Annotated in this window: 20 protein-coding genes; 6 read left to right on the top strand and 14 right to left on the bottom strand. The window is 41.1% G+C overall.

The window, feature by feature from the left end:
* The 14 genes from dprA to ABJH64_RS01425 form a co-directional block, all read right to left on the bottom strand.
* Positions 1-1,119, bottom strand: coding sequence for a DNA-processing protein DprA (gene dprA / locus ABJH64_RS01490; RefSeq protein WP_348276792.1), 1,119 nt, complete (start codon positions 1,117-1,119; stop codon positions 1-3).
* Entirely contained in the window at positions 1,100-1,453 is a 354-nt protein-coding gene (locus tag ABJH64_RS01485; RefSeq protein ID WP_348276793.1) for a MerR family transcriptional regulator, read from the bottom strand. Before ABJH64_RS01485 ends, dprA begins: the two co-directional genes overlap by 20 nt.
* Positions 1,454-1,541: 88 nt before the next feature.
* Positions 1,542-2,246: an RsmE family RNA methyltransferase gene (locus ABJH64_RS01480; RefSeq protein WP_348276794.1), complete on the bottom strand. Its 705-nt coding sequence runs from the start codon at positions 2,244-2,246 to the stop codon at positions 1,542-1,544.
* 77 nt (positions 2,247-2,323) lie between these two features.
* Positions 2,324-4,108 carry a DEAD/DEAH box helicase gene (locus tag ABJH64_RS01475; RefSeq protein WP_348276795.1) on the bottom strand — a complete coding sequence of 595 codons (1,785 nt, stop codon included), beginning with the start codon at positions 4,106-4,108 and terminating at the stop codon, positions 2,324-2,326.
* Between the two features lie 522 nt (positions 4,109-4,630).
* Positions 4,631-4,960 carry a type II toxin-antitoxin system PemK/MazF family toxin gene (locus ABJH64_RS01470; RefSeq protein ID WP_348276796.1) on the bottom strand — a complete coding sequence of 110 codons (330 nt, stop codon included), beginning with the start codon at positions 4,958-4,960 and terminating at the stop codon, positions 4,631-4,633.
* Between the two features lie 277 nt (positions 4,961-5,237).
* Entirely contained in the window at positions 5,238-6,029 is a 792-nt protein-coding gene (locus ABJH64_RS01465; RefSeq protein WP_348276797.1) for a queuosine precursor transporter, read from the bottom strand.
* Positions 6,026-6,943 (bottom strand): ribonuclease Z, encoded by a 918-nt coding sequence (locus ABJH64_RS01460; RefSeq protein WP_348276798.1) that lies wholly within the window; start codon positions 6,941-6,943, stop codon positions 6,026-6,028. The genes ABJH64_RS01465 and ABJH64_RS01460 overlap by 4 nt, the downstream gene beginning before the upstream one ends.
* The gene (locus tag ABJH64_RS01455; protein ID WP_348276799.1) at positions 6,940-7,323 is read right to left on the bottom strand and encodes an STAS domain-containing protein; all 384 of its coding nucleotides are present in this window, start codon (positions 7,321-7,323) and stop codon (positions 6,940-6,942) included. The genes ABJH64_RS01460 and ABJH64_RS01455 overlap by 4 nt, the downstream gene beginning before the upstream one ends.
* Before the next feature lie 21 nt (positions 7,324-7,344).
* Positions 7,345-8,283: a phosphoribosylaminoimidazolesuccinocarboxamide synthase gene (locus ABJH64_RS01450; protein ID WP_348276800.1), complete on the bottom strand. Its 939-nt coding sequence runs from the start codon at positions 8,281-8,283 to the stop codon at positions 7,345-7,347.
* 58 nt (positions 8,284-8,341) lie between these two features.
* Positions 8,342-9,427, bottom strand: a complete 1,086-nt coding sequence (locus tag ABJH64_RS01445) for a toxin-antitoxin system YwqK family antitoxin (protein WP_348276801.1) — start codon at positions 9,425-9,427, stop codon at positions 8,342-8,344.
* A gap of 59 nt (positions 9,428-9,486) precedes the next feature.
* A complete protein-coding gene (locus tag ABJH64_RS01440; protein WP_348276814.1) occupies positions 9,487-10,665 on the bottom strand; it encodes an acetyl-CoA C-acyltransferase in 1,179 nt (392 codons plus the stop codon).
* A gap of 93 nt (positions 10,666-10,758) precedes the next feature.
* On the bottom strand, positions 10,759-11,379 hold the full coding sequence (locus tag ABJH64_RS01435; RefSeq protein ID WP_348276802.1) for a hypothetical protein: 621 nt from the start codon (positions 11,377-11,379) through the stop codon (positions 10,759-10,761).
* A complete protein-coding gene (locus ABJH64_RS01430) occupies positions 11,369-12,013 on the bottom strand; it encodes a hypothetical protein (RefSeq protein ID WP_348276803.1) in 645 nt (214 codons plus the stop codon). The genes ABJH64_RS01435 and ABJH64_RS01430 overlap by 11 nt, the downstream gene beginning before the upstream one ends.
* The gene (locus ABJH64_RS01425; protein WP_348276804.1) at positions 12,014-12,979 is read right to left on the bottom strand and encodes a VWA domain-containing protein; all 966 of its coding nucleotides are present in this window, start codon (positions 12,977-12,979) and stop codon (positions 12,014-12,016) included.
* 146 nt (positions 12,980-13,125) lie between these two features.
* Between ABJH64_RS01425 and ABJH64_RS01420 the strand changes: the two genes are divergently transcribed.
* From ABJH64_RS01420 to ABJH64_RS01395, 6 genes are all read left to right on the top strand, one after another.
* Positions 13,126-15,525 carry a TonB-dependent receptor gene (locus ABJH64_RS01420; protein WP_348276815.1) on the top strand — a complete coding sequence of 800 codons (2,400 nt, stop codon included), beginning with the start codon at positions 13,126-13,128 and terminating at the stop codon, positions 15,523-15,525.
* Positions 15,526-15,531: 6 nt separating this feature from the next.
* A complete protein-coding gene (locus ABJH64_RS01415) occupies positions 15,532-16,368 on the top strand; it encodes a DUF4249 family protein (protein WP_348276805.1) in 837 nt (278 codons plus the stop codon).
* A 184-nt stretch (positions 16,369-16,552) separates the two neighbouring features.
* A complete protein-coding gene (locus ABJH64_RS01410) occupies positions 16,553-16,927 on the top strand; it encodes a BlaI/MecI/CopY family transcriptional regulator (RefSeq protein WP_348276806.1) in 375 nt (124 codons plus the stop codon).
* Complete coding sequence (locus ABJH64_RS01405) at positions 16,924-18,270, top strand: M56 family metallopeptidase (RefSeq protein WP_348276807.1); 1,347 nt, start codon at positions 16,924-16,926, stop codon at positions 18,268-18,270. Before ABJH64_RS01410 ends, ABJH64_RS01405 begins: the two co-directional genes overlap by 4 nt.
* 17 nt (positions 18,271-18,287) lie before the next feature.
* Complete coding sequence (locus ABJH64_RS01400) at positions 18,288-18,710, top strand: energy transducer TonB (protein WP_348276808.1); 423 nt, start codon at positions 18,288-18,290, stop codon at positions 18,708-18,710.
* Positions 18,711-18,927: 217 nt separating this feature from the next.
* Positions 18,928-19,365, top strand: a complete 438-nt coding sequence (locus ABJH64_RS01395; RefSeq protein ID WP_348276809.1) for a hypothetical protein — start codon at positions 18,928-18,930, stop codon at positions 19,363-19,365.
* The last annotated feature ends 57 nt before the right edge of the window (positions 19,366-19,422 follow it).

Below are 19,422 nucleotides of genomic sequence, written 5' to 3'. Positions count from 1 at the left end.
TTATATCAGCAACCTATACTTCTTACCCGGCAACGACTTCACAATCCCTTCAAATTCCAGAGCCAGTAATTTCGAAGAGAGAAGGCCAAGTGGGATTTCTGTGGAAATACTGAGTGAATCGATTTCTATCTCACCTTTTTCCTGCATCAGTCTTAGGATTCTTATCTCTTCTTCATCACGATTGTTCAAATCTAGCTGAGGTTTTTGAGTTTTGACTTCTCCAGGTTTGCTCCAAAAAAGTGCTTCAGCCACGTCATTTGGACCAGTATAGATATTGGCCTTCATTTTCTTGATCAGCAGGTTGCAGCCTTCACTGTATTGAGATTGCAGATTCCCCGGTACAGCGAAGACATCTTTGTCATAACTGAAAGCAATTTCAGCGGTAATCAACGCTCCGCCTTTTTCGGCGGCTTCGACGACGATCAAGGCATCAGAAAGGCTGGCTATAATTCTATTTCTTGCAGGAAAATTACCTGGTACCATCGTACTTCCCGGCGCATATTCGCTGATCAACGCGCCTGTTTCAATAATTGACTCGGCAGTTTTGCGATGAATTGCCGGGTAAATCCGATCGATAGGTGAGCCCATCACCGCAACCGTGGGTAAACCAAGTGCTAAAGCTGTGCGGTGTGCTTCGATGTCAATTCCATAAGCCAAACCGGAAATAATAGCAGGCTGATAAATAGCCAAATCCTCGATGATTTTACGAGTAGCAGTTTTTCCATAGGTTGTCGCACTCCGGGTTCCTACTATTCCAAGAGTCCTTTCAAAGTTTAAGTCAGTTTTTCCTTGACAAAAAATTACAATGGGAGAGTCTTCCTGCGACTTGAATCGCTGAGGGAAATCCGGGTGAAGCGAAGTGAGGATTTGATAGTGCTTTCTTGCACAATCGTTTATCAGTTGATCGGCCTTTCGGAGGAGTTCATTTTCCTGATTTCGGAGAGCTAGTAGCTTTTCTCCCACTTTAGGAGTTTTGGCAACTTTGCCTTTTGGAAGTGTAAAAAAATTACTGGCTGAACCTGAATAGGAAATAATGGCTTTAAATACTCCTGGGCCAATTTTAGGAGCAAGGGATAAGGCTATTAAATATCTTAATTCGTCATGACCCTGATTTTGCATTGAATTCGTCCCGGATATTTATTAAAAAATCTTTGATTTCCTGAAGTCTCTGAACCGCCTGAACCTTATCAAATCCCTGGTCTTTTCCTGCTTTGATAACCTCCTGCGCTCCCTGAAGAGTATATCCTTTTTCCTTAACCAGATGATAGATATACTTTATTTTTTGTATGTCAATTTTAGTATAGCGACGATTGCCTTTTCTATCCTTCTTCGGACGAATAATGTCAAATTCACCCTCCCAATATCGAATCAACGATGGCGCAACCTTAAACATCTGCGCTACTTCTCCAATGGAATGATACTTCTTTTCTATTTCTCGCTCTTTGTACGGCACGGTAAAAATGGTCTTTGACTCTAAATTAATGAAAATGCAGTAAGTTCTTCAACAAGAACTTTAACTCCACCAGAAAAAAACGAATAATTTATCGATTTAGTGTTTGCAGCATCTGTACAGCGGCTAATCCTGCCGTTTCAGTACGAAGTCTTGCTCGTCCCAACGATACGGGCTTGAAGCCTGCGGCAAAAGCCTTCTCTATTTCCATCGGATCAAAATCTCCTTCAGGACCTATTAAAATCAGATATTTTCCATTTGCCTTAGCCGTATCAAATATATGATGCTCATGTTTTTCATCCACGTAAGCGATGAATTTCTGGAATCCTTCAAATTCCGATGAGTCTAGGATTTGATCAAGTTTGGAAATCGGATGAAGTGTTGGGATTCTGTATTTCAAACTTTGTTTACAGGCAGAAATGATCTTTTTCTCCAGGCGATCTGTCTTCAAATAGCTTCTTTCGGAGTTCATAGTTTCCAAAAGTGTGAGTTCATGAAAGCCGATTTCTGTGATTTTCTCGACCATCCATTCCATTCGATCCGGGCTTTTAGTAGGAGCGATTGCGAGGTGAATGTGGAAAGGTTCAACTTCTATTTCGGTGGTTTGAATCACTTTTAAGCTGCTTTTTTTTGGATCAGCCTCTAGGATTACACATTCGAAAAGCCTACCCGCTCCATCAGTGACATGCACATGATCACCTTGTCTTTTGCGAAGCACCCGGCAAAGATGCTTGGATTCTTCAGGTTCCAAAGTGAATAATGGGGGAGTTATATTTTCTTGAAAAAAGAGCTGCATAGGGGAATTTCTAAGACACAAAAAAAGCACATTTCGATGAAGAAATGTGCCTTTGTACCATATAAACCTATAACCTATTAACCTTTTGAAACTTCCATGCTGACAGACTTGCCTTTGATGGTGTTGTTCTTCATGCCGTTGATCACTTGATCCGCGTCTTTAGAAGGTACATCCACGAAGGAGAAGTTGTCATATATATCGATTCCTCCAATGCTACGTCCTGGTACGCCAGTTTCACCTGCGATCGCACCTACGATATCATTTGGACGGATTCTGTCTTTTTTACCAAGGTTGAGGAATAGACGAGTCATGTTAGCTTCACGAACTCTTTCTGGTCTTTTACCACCGTCTCTAGATCCGCCTTCACGGTTTCCGAATTCTCTTCTTCTCTCGCCGCCTCTTTCGCTTCTTTCTCCTCTTTCAAATCTTCCGCCTCTTTCGCCACGCTCACCTCTTTCGAATCGACCGCCTCGCTCGCCTCTTCCGCCGTCACGTCCACCTTCTCTTCTTCTATCATTACCAAACGTATCGATACTGAAGTTTTGGTCTTTCATTTCCTTAACAGAGTCACCCATGACGATTTTCATCAAACCAACGGCAACTTGATCGATTGTAAGACCTTCCGCTAGCATCTGTCCGATAGTAGCTTCGAATACTTGGTTATCTTCTTCTTTTTGAATTTGCTCTTTTACGTTCTGTACAAATTGAGCTTTTTTCAACTCGATCAATTCAGCTGCAGAAGGAGGGGACATCTTCGTGATAGTAGCTTTGGTATATCTCTCCAAATCTCTCATCTTAAAGTTATCTCTTCTTCCCGTTACGAAGTTGATCGCTTTACCGTCTCTACCTGCACGACCGGTACGACCGATACGGTGTACGTAATATTCTTCGTCCAATGGAAGGTCGTAGTTGAATACAGCCTCTACATTGTCCACGTCAATACCTCTAGCAGCTACGTCAGTTGCAACAAGAACTTTGCAATGTCCCTTACGGAACTTGCCCATTACTTTATCTCTCTGAGCCTGCGAAAGATCACCGTGAAGTGCATCAGCAGCGATTCCTCGAGCGATCAAGCCTTCAGTTACCTCATCTACCATACGCTTGGTATTACAAAATACTACGCTTAGGTTAATGTTGTGAACGTTCATTAGACGAGCCATCAATTCCATTTTCAATGGATTTTTGACCTCGTAATAGGTTTGTTCGATATTAGAAACTGTAAGCTCCTTTTTGTCGATTTTTACGATCTCAGGGTTAGTCTGATACTTTCTAGTCAAGTCCATGATTGGCTTGGCCATCGTAGCAGAGAAGAAAACAGTCTGTCTTTCTTCTGGCATCTCCTGAAGGATAGCTTCAATATCATCTCTGAAACCCATATCTAACATTTCATCAGCTTCATCCAATACTAGGATGCCCACTGAATCTAGTTTCAATGTGCCACGGTTGATGTGATCTTGCACACGGCCTGGAGTACCAACTACGATCTGAACTCCTTTGCGAAGCACTCTGATCTGACGATCGATAGACTCACCACCGTAGATTGCTACAGAATTAATTTGTCTATGATATTTAGCAAGTTTTTGGATTTCGCCTTCTACCTGAACTGCAAGTTCACGAGTAGGACAAAGGATGATCGCCTGCGGTTTGTTATAGTCCGCATCTACTAAGTCGATGATTGGAATGGCGAAAGCTGCTGTTTTACCAGTACCAGTTTGAGCCTGTCCTATTACATCTCTACCTTGTAGAATAAAAGGGATTGATTGTGATTGAATTGGGGAAGGTTGGGTATAGCCCATCTCTTCCACTGACTTAAGAATTTCCGCAGAAATTCCCAAGTCTGAGAACTTGAGTGTTTGATCCATGATGTTTCCTTAATTTCCCTGCCATTCGGTCCTAATAAATATCCCGACAAGCGACAGTAAGGAATTCACGGCACGAAAAATTGTTCTATGTCATATTGACGGTGCAAAAGTAGGATTAATATTTTAAAGAGCCAAACTGTATTCAAAACTTTTTAGAATAATCTTTAAAAAATTAGCGATTAGAGCAAAAAATATTTGGTTTGGAGGAGATGGGGTTGATTTATTAAGAATAAAAAATATGTCAGGATCTGATTTTTAATTTTGATCCTGACCTTGACACTCGAAATAATATGTTTTTTCCTATACACCCAGAATTGCATTCTGGGCTTTTATTGTTCTTGCCTTTGGCAAGAGTCCTGAATATTTTATTGCTCAAAAGGTAGAATCAGTAAAAACCCGAAATTAGAAAAGTGAAATTCTTAGCTTATTAAGCTTATGAGTTTACCATCTTAATTGAAAAAAGATTTCTGTAGCAAATGGCCATCTAGTTATAAATCAGCTCGAAGTAGGACTCTGAATCGATTAGGAAATCAATTGAATTATCTGTTCCACGACCTTTCTTCTGAAAGTTGGATCAACGAAACCTGCTTTATATAAAATTATTCTTTGGTCTGCCGTTAAGATTCTATTAGCGAGAATATTGCTCTCTTTAAAAAGAGGTCCTTCAATTATTTGATCTTCTGGTAGGGCTATAGCCCATTTATCTTTGATAGACTTTGATGTAATCTGGCAGAGTAAATAATCTCCATTTTCAGCATTTGCTAGAACTAGGGCGGGTCGTCTTTTCGACGCACTCAAATCTGAGAAAGGAAAAGAAACAACTACATTACTACCTTTTACAAATCCTTCCACTGTTCATCCTCTTCTTTTAAAAGCCAATCGTTTGCTAATGTCTTCTCAGATGCATACTGAATCATAGCAGGTTCTTCAACTCATTCGCTTGTAAGTTCTTGTTCCAAGAAAAAGTAGAGTTCCTTTTTATCATCATTCGATAGTCCTCGAAGTGACTTCTTTAAGTCAGTTAAAGAGATATCTAATCTTAATGTCTTCATTACTCAAAGATATTCAATTAATTAACGAATTATTTTCGAGTTTAAATTTTCAAATCTTCCAATCTTCCAATCTAAAATCAAAAAAACGCCTTATCCTCACTGGCTTCCTCTATCATTTCTATAGCTAACTCCTTCCCCAGATAGCGATCAATAATGCCGTGAGCTAAATATAGAAGGGGAGTAAGGGCAATCGCTACAGTCATTTTGTAGAGGTAATTCATGATACCTACTGCTATGATCTGACTGAGAGTCCAATTCCCAAATACGTAAAAGGCGATTCCTAATACCACGAATGAATCGATAAACTGGCTTACCAATGTGGAACCAGTTGCCCTCAGCCAGATTTTATTTTCGCCGGTGACAGCTCTTAGCTTTTGGAACACATAGACATCGATCAATTGCCCTAGCAGGAAAGCGGTGAGTGAACCTATGATAATTCCCAGACCTTGGCGGAAGATTGTGTTAAAGGCATAGCTGATATTGAAGCTGTCTCCGTCTGGAGTAGAGGCATTCACCTCTAACCAGAAATCTGCGGGGGTAAGTAATGTGACAACACTGATCACTATAAATGCATAAGCAATCAATCCAGCCGTGAGAAAGGAGATTTTTTTCACGCCTTTTTTGCCAAAATATTCATTGATAATATCGGTGGTAATAAACACCACAGGCCAGATCACTGCCCCTGCCGTGAGATTGAAATCCAATAGATACTCGCCAAAAAATGTCCAGTTCACCGGATCAAAACCCAAGGTTTTCTCAGCGGAGAAAATTTTCACTCCTATAATTTCTGCGAGGATAGCATTCGTCAGGAATATGCTTCCAAGAATGATAAAAAGATTGGTTTTTTTGGACTCCTGAATGCTGTTCATATGGAATAAGATTGACCTTCTTCACTCAAAATACTATTAGGAAAAACACTTTTTGCCTCGTCCAGCAAAGGCTCTAAATGTAAATATCTAGAGGAAAAATGTCCTAAAAGCAGCTTTTTCACCTTGCTCACCTTCGCCACTTCAGCTGCCTGCTTTGCAGTACAATGAAATGTAGTGGCAGCTCGTTCCGCATTATCATCCATAAAAGTAGATTCGTGATATAGTAAATCTACATTCTTCAAATATTGTTTTAGCTCTGGATTGAAAATCGTATCTGAGCAATAGGCATAAGTTCGCAAAGCAGGTAGGGGGTGAGTGTATTCCTTTACTTTGTAGATTTTACCATTTTGATCAGTGAAATCTCTGCCAGAGCGAAGCGTCTGAATTGCCGCCAGTGGAACTTTCGACTCCTGAAGCTTTTCCTTAATCATACTCCTTAACCCTTGTTTCTCCCGAATCAAAAAGCCGGTGGTAGGGATTCTATGGTTCAAAGGAAAGCTATAAACTTTATACAGCTTGTCTTCTAGGAGTAAATTCAAACCATCATCACAGGTCTCCACAAAATGTAAAGGGTAGGGTAGTTTGGTGTTACTGTAGCGAAAATTGGTGGTAATAATTTCGTCCAGGCCTCTTGGTCCAAAAATAGTCAGTGGAGTAGTCCGTTTGGCTAAGCTGTAACTAGAAAGTAAACCAATCAATCCATAATAGTGATCCCCATGAAGATGGGAAATGAAAATATGGTTGATTTTCGAAACTTTAACTTTGAAAGCGCGCGCCTGCAGCTGCATGGCTTCGCCACAATCTAGCAGTAAAAAATCCTGCCCAAATCTAACGACTTGGGCAGTATGATGTCTTCCATGTACTGGAATGGAAGAGGTGTTTCCTAATATGGTGACTTCAAAGTCTGGAATCAACCTTCCTCCTCTTCTTCCTCCTCACCGCTTTCTATTGCATGCATGAAGATTGCTTCACTCGCTTCTTCAAGCGTGCTCACCAAATTGAGCTTTTTGTCCAGCATGGAGATTTTCAAGAGTTTCATCACGTGATCTTGTACGCCAGAAATGATGAAAACCCCACCATTTTTACCGAATTCACGATCTCCAACTAGCAAGGCGCTAAGTCCAGAGGAGTCCACATATTTGACTTCGCTCATGTCCAATACAAGATTTTCGAAGCCTTCAGCGTGAATTGTCAACAATTCAGATTTTAAAACTGGAGCTAGTAATGAATCCAGCTTCTCTTCCTGTGGAGTGAAGATTACGTACTGTTCTTTCTTATCGATGGAATATTTCATGTGTTTTTTATTAGTTGGTTTTTAGCCTAAATGTGAAAGGATAGCCTTCTCGATTCTAGACTCAATTTCTGTTGTATTTGCTTTTTGGAAAGTTTCTCCAGTTATTTTTTCGAACAGCTCAATATAGCGATCCGAGATGCTTTCTACAATTTCTTCTGTCATTTCAGGCACCGATTGTCCATCCTTTCCCTGAAAACCATTCGAAATCAGCCATTGCCTTACAAATTCCTTGGATAGCTGCTTCTGGGCTATTCCCTTTGCTTGATTTTCTTCGTAGCCTTCAGCATAAAAATAGCGTGAAGAATCTGGAGTGTGAATCTCATCGATGAGGTATATTTTCTCTCCGACTTTGCCAAATTCATATTTCGTATCTACTAAGATCAATCCCATCTCATTAGCCATTTCCTGACCTCTTTGGAACAAGGCTCTAGTATATTGTTCTAATTGAACGTAATCTGCCTCGCTGACGATTCCTTGCTTTAGAATCTCTTCTCTGGAAATATCCTCGTCGTGACCTTCGTCGGCTTTGGTAGTAGGCGTGATGATAGGCTCAGGAAATGGATCGTTTTCACGCATGTGCTCAGGCATGGCCACACCACACATCATTCTTTTTCCTAAGTTGTATTCTCTGGCTGCATGACCTGATAGGTAACCTCGAATCACCATCTCGACTTTGAAAGGCTGGCATCGTACACCAATGGTCACATTGGGATCGGGAGTTGAAGTCACCCAGTTTGGTACGATGTCAGATGTAGCGGCTAGGAATTTTGCGGCGATTTGATTCAAAACTTGCCCTTTGTAAGGAATAGGTTTAGGAAGCACCACGTCAAAAGCCGATATCCTATCGGATGCTACCACAATCAATTCTTTGTCAAACATATAGACGTCACGAACTTTACCTTTGTAAAATCCCTGCTGTCCTGGAAACTTAAAATTGGTTTCTTTGATTGCGTTACTCATCCTTGTATCGTTTGGGCAAAAATAGAAAAGCTTTTTCTTTCCTCTCTAGCCAGCTAAATTATTTATTGATTTTGTTTCCCTTTTCGTAGAATTCTGTTTCTCTCAGCACTTCTTTTTCATCGAAAAATTCTCGCTTCCCATGCAGTTTTCCTTCCTGATATCTTCTTATTTCTTCCAACGATCCATCTTCACGGTAAATTCTGACTTCGCCTTCGGCTAGATTATTCAAATAATTGATAGCGGAATAAATCTCTCCATTTGGGAAGTAGTTGATTTCCAAAATCAAGCCCCCAGACTTATTGAAAGTCTTTTTCTGCTCAATCTTGCCAGATTCATCATATTTTTTTGTGGGCTGAATCGGAATGCCTTTTTTAAATACTGCCTTTTCTCTTACCTCTCCATTGGGGTGAAAAGACAGCAATTCACCTTCCTCGTAGCCTTTTTTATAAGTACCCCGACGCTCAGGTGTGCCATCGGGATAATTCAGCTGATAAATTCCGTCCAAAATCCCATCAGAGTAATCAATCAGTGATTTGAGTTGACCGTCCTCGAAATATTGCATTTCTCTTCCATCTAGCTCCCCATCGGCATAAGTGGCAGTAACTAATACTTGTCCGCCTTCAGAATATTCTTCGAAGCTTCCGTGATACCTTCCTTCGGAAAAATATACTCGGGATGCGAGCTTACCTGATTCATAAAAAGTCTCGCTTAGCCCATTTGGTTTGTTATCTATGAAAAAAGTTTTGTCTTGAACTTGACCAGACTCATAATATGTGATAACCTCGCCCTGGAGTTGATTGTCGTGGTACGTGGAAGTTTGTTTTATTTTTCCACTTGGGAAAAAGCTTACAGACTCACCTGATCTACTATTGTTTACAAATGGAACGGTTCTCAGTGTATCGCCAGTTTTTAGATCCAAGTCAGCAAAAACTCCATTTCTCTGATCGTTTTTTAGGAAGCCTATCAAAATAAGCTGTCCTTCCTCATCAAAAAGTTTGACTACACCGTTTGCTTTGCCATTGACTCGTATGTATTGTTCTTTGATTAGGCTTTCTTCCAAATCGTAATAGGTACGAATAGTATCTTGAGCCAAGGCAAAATTGGCTGTCAGGCAAAATACGATTAGAAAGAATACGTGGTTCATAGTGAAAAAAGAAACCGCAAGACTAAAAGCCCTGCGGTAAAATATGAGTCGTTTGCTGATTACATTTTCTCAATCACAATAGCAGAAGCTCCACCACCGCCATTACAGATACCTGCAACACCGATTTTAGCGTCTTTCTGATGTAAAACTGAGTTCAGCGTAGAAATGATTCTAGCTCCAGAAGCTCCTAATGGGTGGCCAAGGGAAACAGCTCCACCGAAGACATTCACTTTGTCATTATCCAGATTCAATTCTTTCTGATTGGCAAGAGCAACAGCCGAAAACGCTTCGTTGATTTCATAGAAATCCACATCTTCTGTGGTCAAGCCCGCATGCTGAATGGCTTTTGGAATAGCTAGGGCAGGAGCTGTGGTAAACCAAAGTGGATCAGTGGCCGCATCCGCGAAACCACGGATTTTTGCCAAAGGTTTCAAACCTAATTCCTCCGCTTTTTCCTTACTCACCAACACCAAAGCCGAAGCTCCATCATTCATCGTGGAAGCATTAGCCGCAGTAACTGTTCCTTCTTTGTCAAAAACTGGACGAAGTGAAGGGATCTTGTCAAACATCACATTCTTGTATTCTTCGTCTTCGTCTATAGTAATTATTTCACCTTTTCGACCTTTGATCTCTACAGGAACTACTTCATCCTTGAAGTATCCCTTTGCCCAAGAGTCTGCCGATCGCTGGTAAGATTGGATCGCGTATGCATCCTGATCCTCACGGGAAATATTCATTTCTTTGGCGGTATTATCGGCACAGTTTCCCATGGGAAATTTATAATACACTTCGAAAAGACCGTCTTTAACCAAACCGTCCACGAATTCTGCATTACCGTATTTATAGCCAAATCTTGCTTTTGGAACATAGAACGGCACATTCGACATGCTTTCCATTCCGCCAGCCACTACTACGTCATTGATTCCTAGCATGATGGATTGCGCGCCAAACATCACGGCTTTCATGCCAGAAGCACACACCTTATTCACTGTAGTGCAAGGAACATTATAACCAATCCCAGCACCTATAGCTGCCTGACGAGCAGGTGCTTGTCCAAGATTGGCTGAAATTACATTTCCCATAAATACCTCCTGAACAGCTTCTGATTTTACTCCAGCCTTTTCCAACGCTCCTTTGATGGCTGTGCTACCAAGTTCTACTGCTGTAAGACCAGCCAATTTCCCTCCAAAACTCCCAAGAGGAGTTCTCACTGCGGATACGATATATACTTCTTTAATCATTATTATTTGGGTTTATTTAAAGTTTGGTGACCGATGTAGGCTGTCAGGTGTAGGAAACATCGGGGACCCGACATCCAACACCCCACTTTCTTACCAATCCGGAATCCCTCTTTTAGGTCTCTCGGTGGCTTTTTTCTTGTTTTGTTGGATGTAGCGGAGTTCGGCGCCATTCATGCTTTCCAGAATTTGGGCTGCTTGCTCTGGGGTGAGGTTCATGGCTTTCAGCTTTTCTTTGAATTCCTCCATAGCTTTTTGCTTGTCAGCTAAGTTAGCATCCATCTGATCATTAGCGTTTTCACCTGGTTTGTCTTCGCTTTTGTCGGATGGATTGCCTTCTTGGGATTCTTGGTCGCTTTGCTCGTCAGTTTTTTCCCCATCCTCTTTAGATTCCTGCTGCTCGCCTTCCTCACCTTGTTGTGAATTGTCTTGCTGTTGCTGCTTTTCTTCTTGATTTTGTTGCTCTTGGTTCTGCTGATCTTGCTTTTCTTGCTCCTCTTTATCTTTTTCCAGCTTTTCTTTCAATGCTTGCAATTTTGCATCGCCAGGGAATTTCGTCAATCCATCGTTCACAGTAGCCAAAGCCTGATCTTTTTCAGTTTTGACATAGGACCGGGCAGCACGATTAAAGTATTCACCCGAAGTCTGAGCGAAGCTTGAACCCATGCAAAGTGTGAAAGTAATCCCGAGAATAAATAGAATTTTATTGTTCATCGATCTCTGTGATTTCTTGAAGGCTGGTGATAAAATCTTGATACGCCGCTACAGTTTCATCCTGCTGCAGGGCATCGTTCATTAGGTTCAACGCATCTTTGAAGCGGAATTGTTCCACTAAGCGATCTGCTTCTGCTTTTTTACGCTTCGCAAAGTCAGATGGCTCAGGTTTGTTTTGATCCTCATTTTTGCGATCCTCATCGCGCTGCATCCATCTGGAGAGCAATTCGTAGTTATATCTTGCCACTTCATTGGTCGGATCTTGGATTAGAGCAGACTTGAATTTATTGAGTGCCGGCTCGTATTCCTTTTTATTTCCCAAGAGAACCCCACCTTGATTGAAAGCGAAAGAGGCTAAAATTTTGTCTGGAGCGATGGAGGCCTTATCGTAATAGCCTGCTGCTTCGTCTAGCTTTTCTGCATAGTGATGACTCAATCCTAGGTTGAAATCCAAAGCAGGTGATGCGTACCCGAATTCATCTATAAGTACCAGATGATTGGCGATGGATTGTTCATATTCGGTCTTGGCGTAGCTCTCTGCTGCCAAATCTATCGCTGCGTTCAATCTAGAAACACGAGTCCAAGATGCGGGAATCAGGAGAAAAAAAGCCAATGTAAGCTTAGTCCAGCTCATTTATAGTTTGATAGTTTTCAGTGGTAACATCATATCTAGCAAGGAAAGCACTAATCCAGCCAGGAGAAAGTAAAAATACTTATTCGCAGAGGCTTCGACAATTCGTGAACCTGTCACTCCACCCTCTACACGCTCCAAAGCCGCTGTCAAATCCCCAATTTCGGAGACTTCATCTGATATTTCAAAATAGCCACCGTCGGTCTCTGCTGCAATCTGCTGAAGCGGAGTACGATCCAAGACGGTCTGAGCGGGTTTGCCTGTTGCAGGATCGATTACCAGACCATTACCTCGTGGGATACTACTGCCGCCCTCTGTTCCTATACCTAGAGAAAATACTTTAATTCCTTCATTATTTAGCCTAGATCCAATATCCTCTAAATCATCTCCGAAATTTTCCCCATCAGAGATCAAAATAATAGACTTGGATTTCACTTCTTGGCTTTCATCGCTGAGGAAGCGCTCTTCAGCCATTCGAAGAGGACCATTCAGATCTGTTCCATAGTTTGGAACTAAGCCGGTGTTCAATCCATCGATATACAACTGAAGCACACTTTGGTCAAAGGTCAGTGGACACTGCATAAATGCTTCCGAGCTGAAGATTATCAAACCGATTCTATCAGATGGAAAGCTCTTGGTCAGGTTTTTCAATTCAAACTTAATACGCTGAAGTCGGCTAGGGCCGATGTCTGTGGCATTCATCGACTGGGAAAGATCCACCGCGATGAAGATGTCCTTGCCTTCCTCCTGAATTTCTTTCAAAGAAGTACCTATAGAAGGACCCGCAAATGCAACTAGGAAAAGCGCGAAATAAACCGTTCTAATCACCATTTTGGTGAATAGTCTGCGCTTCTCTACCTCTAGCCGACGGTTGATGTTCCAATAGCGAAATAGGTAAATAAAATACAGCAAGCCGAAAATGCCGGCTAACAACAGGGTGAGTTTTACGTCCGGATATGCCCAAATCATGCCCTGAAATTATAAAATAAAGCTTACTTTAAAAGTGACAACCTAAGAAGAAGAGGGTGAATCTTGAATTGAGTGTATTTATTAACAAATATTAATTTTTGCTAATAGTTTAGTTGTGGTCATCTGTCTCTAATTTTAAGCTCATGATGCAGGTTACTATTTCGGGAAAATTAGTTTTATTTCTATTCTCACTTATCTTTTTTTCTAAAGTCTCAGCTCAGGATACCAAGCTATTTACAGCGCAAGTTTTTGACGTGACTGATTCTTCTCCGCTTCCTGGCGCTAGTATTTATTGGGAAGGCGCTATTAGTAGTGGGGTAGTCTCAGATCTCGATGGGAATTTTTCGATTCAAGTAAAAACGCTTCCTGCTCGATTGGTGGTCTCATTCATTGGGTATGAAACTTCCATCCGTGAAATCACGAACAGGGACTTGAGCAAACCGCAGCGGTTTTTCCTAAAACCTGAAGATATGTCTCTAGATGAAATTATCATTCAGGAAAGAAGACCAGATGAGCAAGTCAAAAATCTAGAAACAGGCAAAGTAACTGTCCCCATAGCTACCATCAAGCAAATACCTGCTCTTTTTGGAGAAGTAGATGTTTTGAGAAGCTTGCAATTGCTACCGGGTGTGCAAACTGCCGGTGAAGGGACGGGTGGACTTTTCGTCCGTGGGGGATCTGCCGATCAGAATTTGGTTCAATTAGATGGAGCGCCGATCTACAACCCTTCACATTTCTTTGGGTTTTTCTCGGTGTTCAATCCTGATGCGCTGGAAGAAGTGCAGCTGTACAAAGGAAATATGCCAGCGTCATTTGGTGGAAGGCTTTCCTCTTTGATTGATGTGTCGCTGAAGGAGGGTAATAATCAGAAAATTCATGGAGAAGGAGGCATAGGGACTATTTCTTCTCGAATTACTCTGGATGGACCGCTTTTCTCAGACAAATCAACTTTTGTTGTTTCTGCCAGAAGAACGTATGCGGATTTGTTTTTGAAACTTTCCTCAGATCCAGACTTGAACAGCAACAAACTTAACTTCTATGATTTGAGTGGGAAAGTAGCCTTTGTGCTGGGAGATAAAGATAAGCTGACTATATCGAGCTACCAGGGAAGTGACCTGTTGGGTCTTTCAGATGAATTTTCACTAGGCTGGAAAAACTGGGTGTCATCGGTCAACTGGAAGCGAAATATCTCGGAAAAACTATTTCTGGATGTAGAGGGATATCATTCGATCTACACGTATAAAGTAGCTTTGGATGATGACGAAAATGGCTTTGATTGGATAAATCACCTCTCTGAATCTGGCGTTAAAGGAATGCTGACTTATGTGAAAAATGATTCTTTTCAAGCCTATGGAGGTATTCACAGTCAATTTTATCACTTCGCGCCCATCGAGCTGAATCCGACCGGTGAAAGTGCGATTGATCCATTTAGTACCAGTCCGACAAATGGAATTCTAAATAATATATTCGGGGGATTTACTTACGAAATAAGTCCGAAGTTCAGTACCGAAGCAGGATTAAGATGGGGTTTCTACAATCAAGTTGGCAAAGGGGTGGATTATCTATACGAGGATGGAGTACCAGATCCAGATGCCTTAGTGACGGATACGATATCCTATAATACTTTTGAAAACATCAAATTTTACCAAGGGCTAGAGCCTAGGATTGCATTCAGATATTTAGTGAACGAGGAGTTCTCCATCAAAACGGCTTACAATAGAAATTTCCAATATGTGCAGATAGCCTCAAACAGTTCGGCTGGTCTCCCTTTGGATAGGTGGATTTTGGCGGGGACTTATGTTCCACCTATTCGTTCCGACCAGTTCTCTCTGGGTTTTTTCAAAAATTTCAATAAGAACAAGTGGGAGTTTTCGGTAGAAGGCTACTATAAGACTTTCAAAAACATTATCGATTTGAGAAATGGTGCAGAGGTTCTTTTCACCGATCAACTAGAAACAGAAATCCTCACCGGAGATGGCTATGCCTATGGCGCGGAGTTTTTATTACGGAAAAATATAGGAAAAACTACAGGATGGTTGTCTTACACGTATTCTCGTTCTTGGCGTGAGACACCGGGTGTTTCAGAGGGTTTGAAATATAACCCACGGTATGACCGACCAAATGATGTCAGTTTAGTAGTTAATCATGAGTTTTCTCCTTATTGGTCTGCAGGATTGACTTTTGTCTATACCAGTGGGCAGGCTGTTTCTTTTCCAATAGGAGTTTATCCTGTAGATAATCAAGCTGTTCCGTTGTACTCTAAGTATAGAAATGAAGATAGGTTCCCAGATTATCACCGGATGGATGCATCCATCACATGGAAGAATGCCGACAAGGGCAGAAAATGGAAAGGGAGCTGGAACTTCAGCGTATATAACCTGTACGGTAGAAAAAATCCTTTCGCTTATGAATTTAGAGAGATATACAATGATGATATCAACTATGACAGTTCGGAAGATGGCCCCATCGTATCCTCAAGGCAAGGAATAGTGATGACTTACTTGTTCAGCATCTTACCCTCTATTACCTACAACTTCCAATTTTAAATGATTATGAAACGAATAAGTATAATCCTTCTGGCAATTCTTGGGTTTTCTTGTCAAGAAGAAGTTGATCTACCTTTGCGGACTTTTGATTCCAAAGTGCCTGTCATTGAAGCGATTTGGACGAATCGACCTTTCTACAATGAAGTTTCTGTGACCTTAGCGCAGAATTATTTTGATACTACCAGCATAGAAAGCATAAAAGACGCGGAAGTATATATCTTAAATACTCGCCTCAACGAAGTAATACCCTTTGCTTATAATTCAACTTCCAACTCCTATCGACCCTTGAATTCTCAAGAAGTCGCTGAGGTAGGTGAGCGCTATCAGCTGGTGGTCAATTGGCAAGATTTGCAGTTCGAGTCTAGTGGGGAGTTGCTCGAGTCGCCGATAGTCGATAGCCTTACCTATCAATATGAAGAAGATCCTCTCTTCAATGATGAGGGCTATTACATCAAAGTGTATGGCAGGATTCCATTTGAAGAGAATAATTTTTACCGGATTAGAGTGATAGAAAATGACACTTTGAAAAATGACGCCAGTGATTACTTGCTCTTTGATGATCGATTTGGATTTGGGATTTTTGAAAATGGCCTTGAGTTAAATTACCCTTTTGACGTAGGCGATCGCGTGCGATTGGAGCTATACCGATTAAACGAACAACCTTATAACTACCTCAGTCAGCTAGCGAGTTTGCTTTCAAACGATGGAGGATTGTTCAGTTCTCCTCCTCAAAATCCCGATACCAATATTAAAGTTGTCCAAGGGAATTCAGATGTACTTGGCTACTTCAATGTCACCTCTATTCTTACTCGTTCTATTTTGATTGAGGAACAGGATGAGTAAACTCTGAAAAAGTTGTTAAGTCTTATCCTTACACTTAATCCCTAATCTGATAACATTGCTGGATTAGGTTTTCGATAGCTTGTTCAGCGTATCCTTTGCTAGTAATTTTTCTTTTTTTCTAACTTTTTCTATTTAATACGAATATTTCGTAGGATTATTAAAAATTCGTTGTTAGATTGGGGATATGAACGAATTGAATAGCAACGAAGAAAGAATTATGCGCATTTTTTGGAAACTCGAAAAAGCGCTAGTACGCGATGTACTTGATGAGCTACCTGAGCCAAAGCCACCCTATACTACCTTGGCTTCTTCTATCAAGCTTTTGGAGAAGAAGGGGTATTTGGATCACAAAGCTTACGGCACCACACACCAGTATTTTCCATTGATCTCGCAGGCTGACTACAGCAAAAGAAGCGTGAATCAACTGGTAAAGCATTATTTCGAAGGTTCGGTGGGTAATTTCCTCTCTTTTATGGTGAAGGAAAATAAGATTTCGGATAAGGAGATCGAAGATTTACAAAAGATGATCGATGACATGGACAAACCCACAGACTCATGAATGCTATCCTAATTTACCTTGCCGAAGCGAGTATCTGCGTGGCAATCACGGTTCTGTTTTATCGGGTTGTATTAAGTGAATTGACATTTTTCACGCTGAATCGGATGGTTTTGATTGGTATGTTAGTACTTTCATTTGCCATTCCTGCACTTTCGTTCGAATTGGGAATCACTACGATGGGCACTGCTGAGATCTTGTTGCCGGAGTTTTTGGTAGGAATAGGAGTTGAGCAGGAGGCAAGGAATATTTCTTGGCAAGAGCTTGTCTTTTACGCCTACCTAGCCGGTGTGGTCGTGATGACCGTGCATTTGATAGTAGGCTTTGTTACTTCTCAGCATCTGTTGGGTAAATCAAGATTGATGCGCTACCAGAATTACTGGATTGCGGTTCATCCTAAATTTATTCCGGCATCTTTTTTCAGTTACATCTTGCTTCCTGATTTCGATCCGAAGAGAGCTGAGCAAAAGCAGATTGTACTTCATGAATCCGTTCATGTTCGCTTGAAGCATAGCTGGGACTTGCTTTTTGTCCAGTTTGCCAAAATCATCTTTTGGTTCAATCCTCTCATTTATCAGTTTGAACGATCACTTCGTGAAGTGCATGAATATCAGGCAGATCAGGGAGTGACTACTTCCTACTCCAAGAAAGAATATTCCGGACTTCTACTTCAGATGATTACTGGAGGACAGGGCTGGCACTTCATGAACAACTTCAACCAATTTCAAACCAAAAAACGAATTATTATGATGAGTAAACCACAGTCTCAGGAAAAGGAAATGCGCAGATTCCTGCTTGCAATCCCTGTCTTGGCGGCACTATTTTTCGTGTTTTCCTGCGAAATAACGCCAGAAGAAGATATCGAAGGCCCAACTATGATGGGCGAATCTAAAACTCCTCAGATCGGCCCGGCTGATATGTCAGCACGGAAATTGGCTATGGATGGAGATGTTATCTTTGATGTTGTAGAAAAGCAACCTATGCCTCAAGGAGGTATGGCAGCTTGGAATCAATATTTGACTGAAAATCTGGTGTATCCAGCAGAAGCTAAACGATTAGGAATTGAAGGTTCTGTAATCGCCGTATTTGTAGTAAATACAGATGGAAGTCTTTCTGATATAGATATTTTACGTGGAATAGGCGGTGGAGCTGATGAGGAAGTAATTCGTATCATTGAAAACGCACCAAATTGGATTCCTGGCGAACAACGTGAGAGAGTAGTAAATACTAGAATGAGGATTCCCGTACGATTTAGGCTTGATGGAAATTCAAATGAAGTGAAAAAATCGCCTACTCAAGTGACAGATGATTTCCCAGCAACCATAGAAGTTCCAGTTAGAAACTAAGATCTAAACCAAACACCATGAAACTAGCACAGCATATTTTCTCACTAAAAATAGCCTCAGTGGTTCTGATTGCATTGTTTTTCTTAGCACTTCCTAGCCAAGAGACATTTGCACAGACAGCTAAGGACGGAGTTTATCTGGAAGTTGATGAAATGCCTATCCCTCCTGGAGGCATAGAAGGCTGGAATTCTTACCTCGGCAAAAATATGACTTATCCTATTGCTGCCAGAGAAGCAAAAGTAGAAGGGAAAGTGATCATCACCTTTGTCGTCTTGGAGAATGGTGAAACATCCAACATAGAAATCCTCAAAGGTATAGGCAAAGGCTGTGATGAGGAAGTAATGCGCTTGGTGAAAGAATCTCCTAAATGGACGCCCGGCAAAAAAGATGGAGAAAAAGTAAAAACACGGATGACTCTTCCCGTGAATTTCAAACTATAACAGTTAAGTTTTAATTGATGGAAAAACACCTGGAGATTCTTCAGGTGTTTTTTTTGAGATTTTAACGACAAAGTCCGTAAGGGAAAACGCAGCGAACACGGCTGCGTACTTATACTTTGACTTAGATTGGTATGTACTTTTTACCTAATTTTAAAAGGAATTTGTATTAGTTTGGCCACAAATAAGCGTAGTAAAAAACGGCCCACACTATTTAAATATGCAATTCTCCAAATCTAATTTTCAATTTTCCCTTTTACTAGTTCTGACTCTAAGTTTGATGGGGCTCGGTTCCTGTTCCAGCGGATTGGAAAAAAAGCTACTCGGAACCTGGCAAGGATCTGATTTTCTCTTTGTGAAAACGGCAGGTCCTGATCTGGTAGCTACCGTGAACGGAGGCTTGGATCAACATGTGAAAAGCAGATTGATTCTCAACGAAGACAGCACTTATCAAAGACTTGTAGGTGAATATGACAATGGGCAAGGAACTTGGAAAGTGAATGATGACCAACTAATTCTTCGTGATGAAGCTGGAAATGAATTGATTTATAAAGTAATGAAAGTGACTGAAATGGAGTTGGTAATTAGCCAAGAAGTCAGCATGGATACACCGAGCGGAGAATTGTCTGGAAGTATCACCTTGTCTTACCTTCGTTGATCAGTATTTTTTTCTAACCGCGAATTCTGCTAAGAAGGAACAACGTGCATTAATATC

Origin of the sequence: Algoriphagus sp., from assembly GCF_039969895.1 — a bacterium.
Taxonomy (GTDB): domain Bacteria; phylum Bacteroidota; class Bacteroidia; order Cytophagales; family Cyclobacteriaceae; genus Algoriphagus.
Note: the sequence above shows the minus strand (reverse complement) of the source record. Positions and strands in the feature narration are given on the sequence as shown.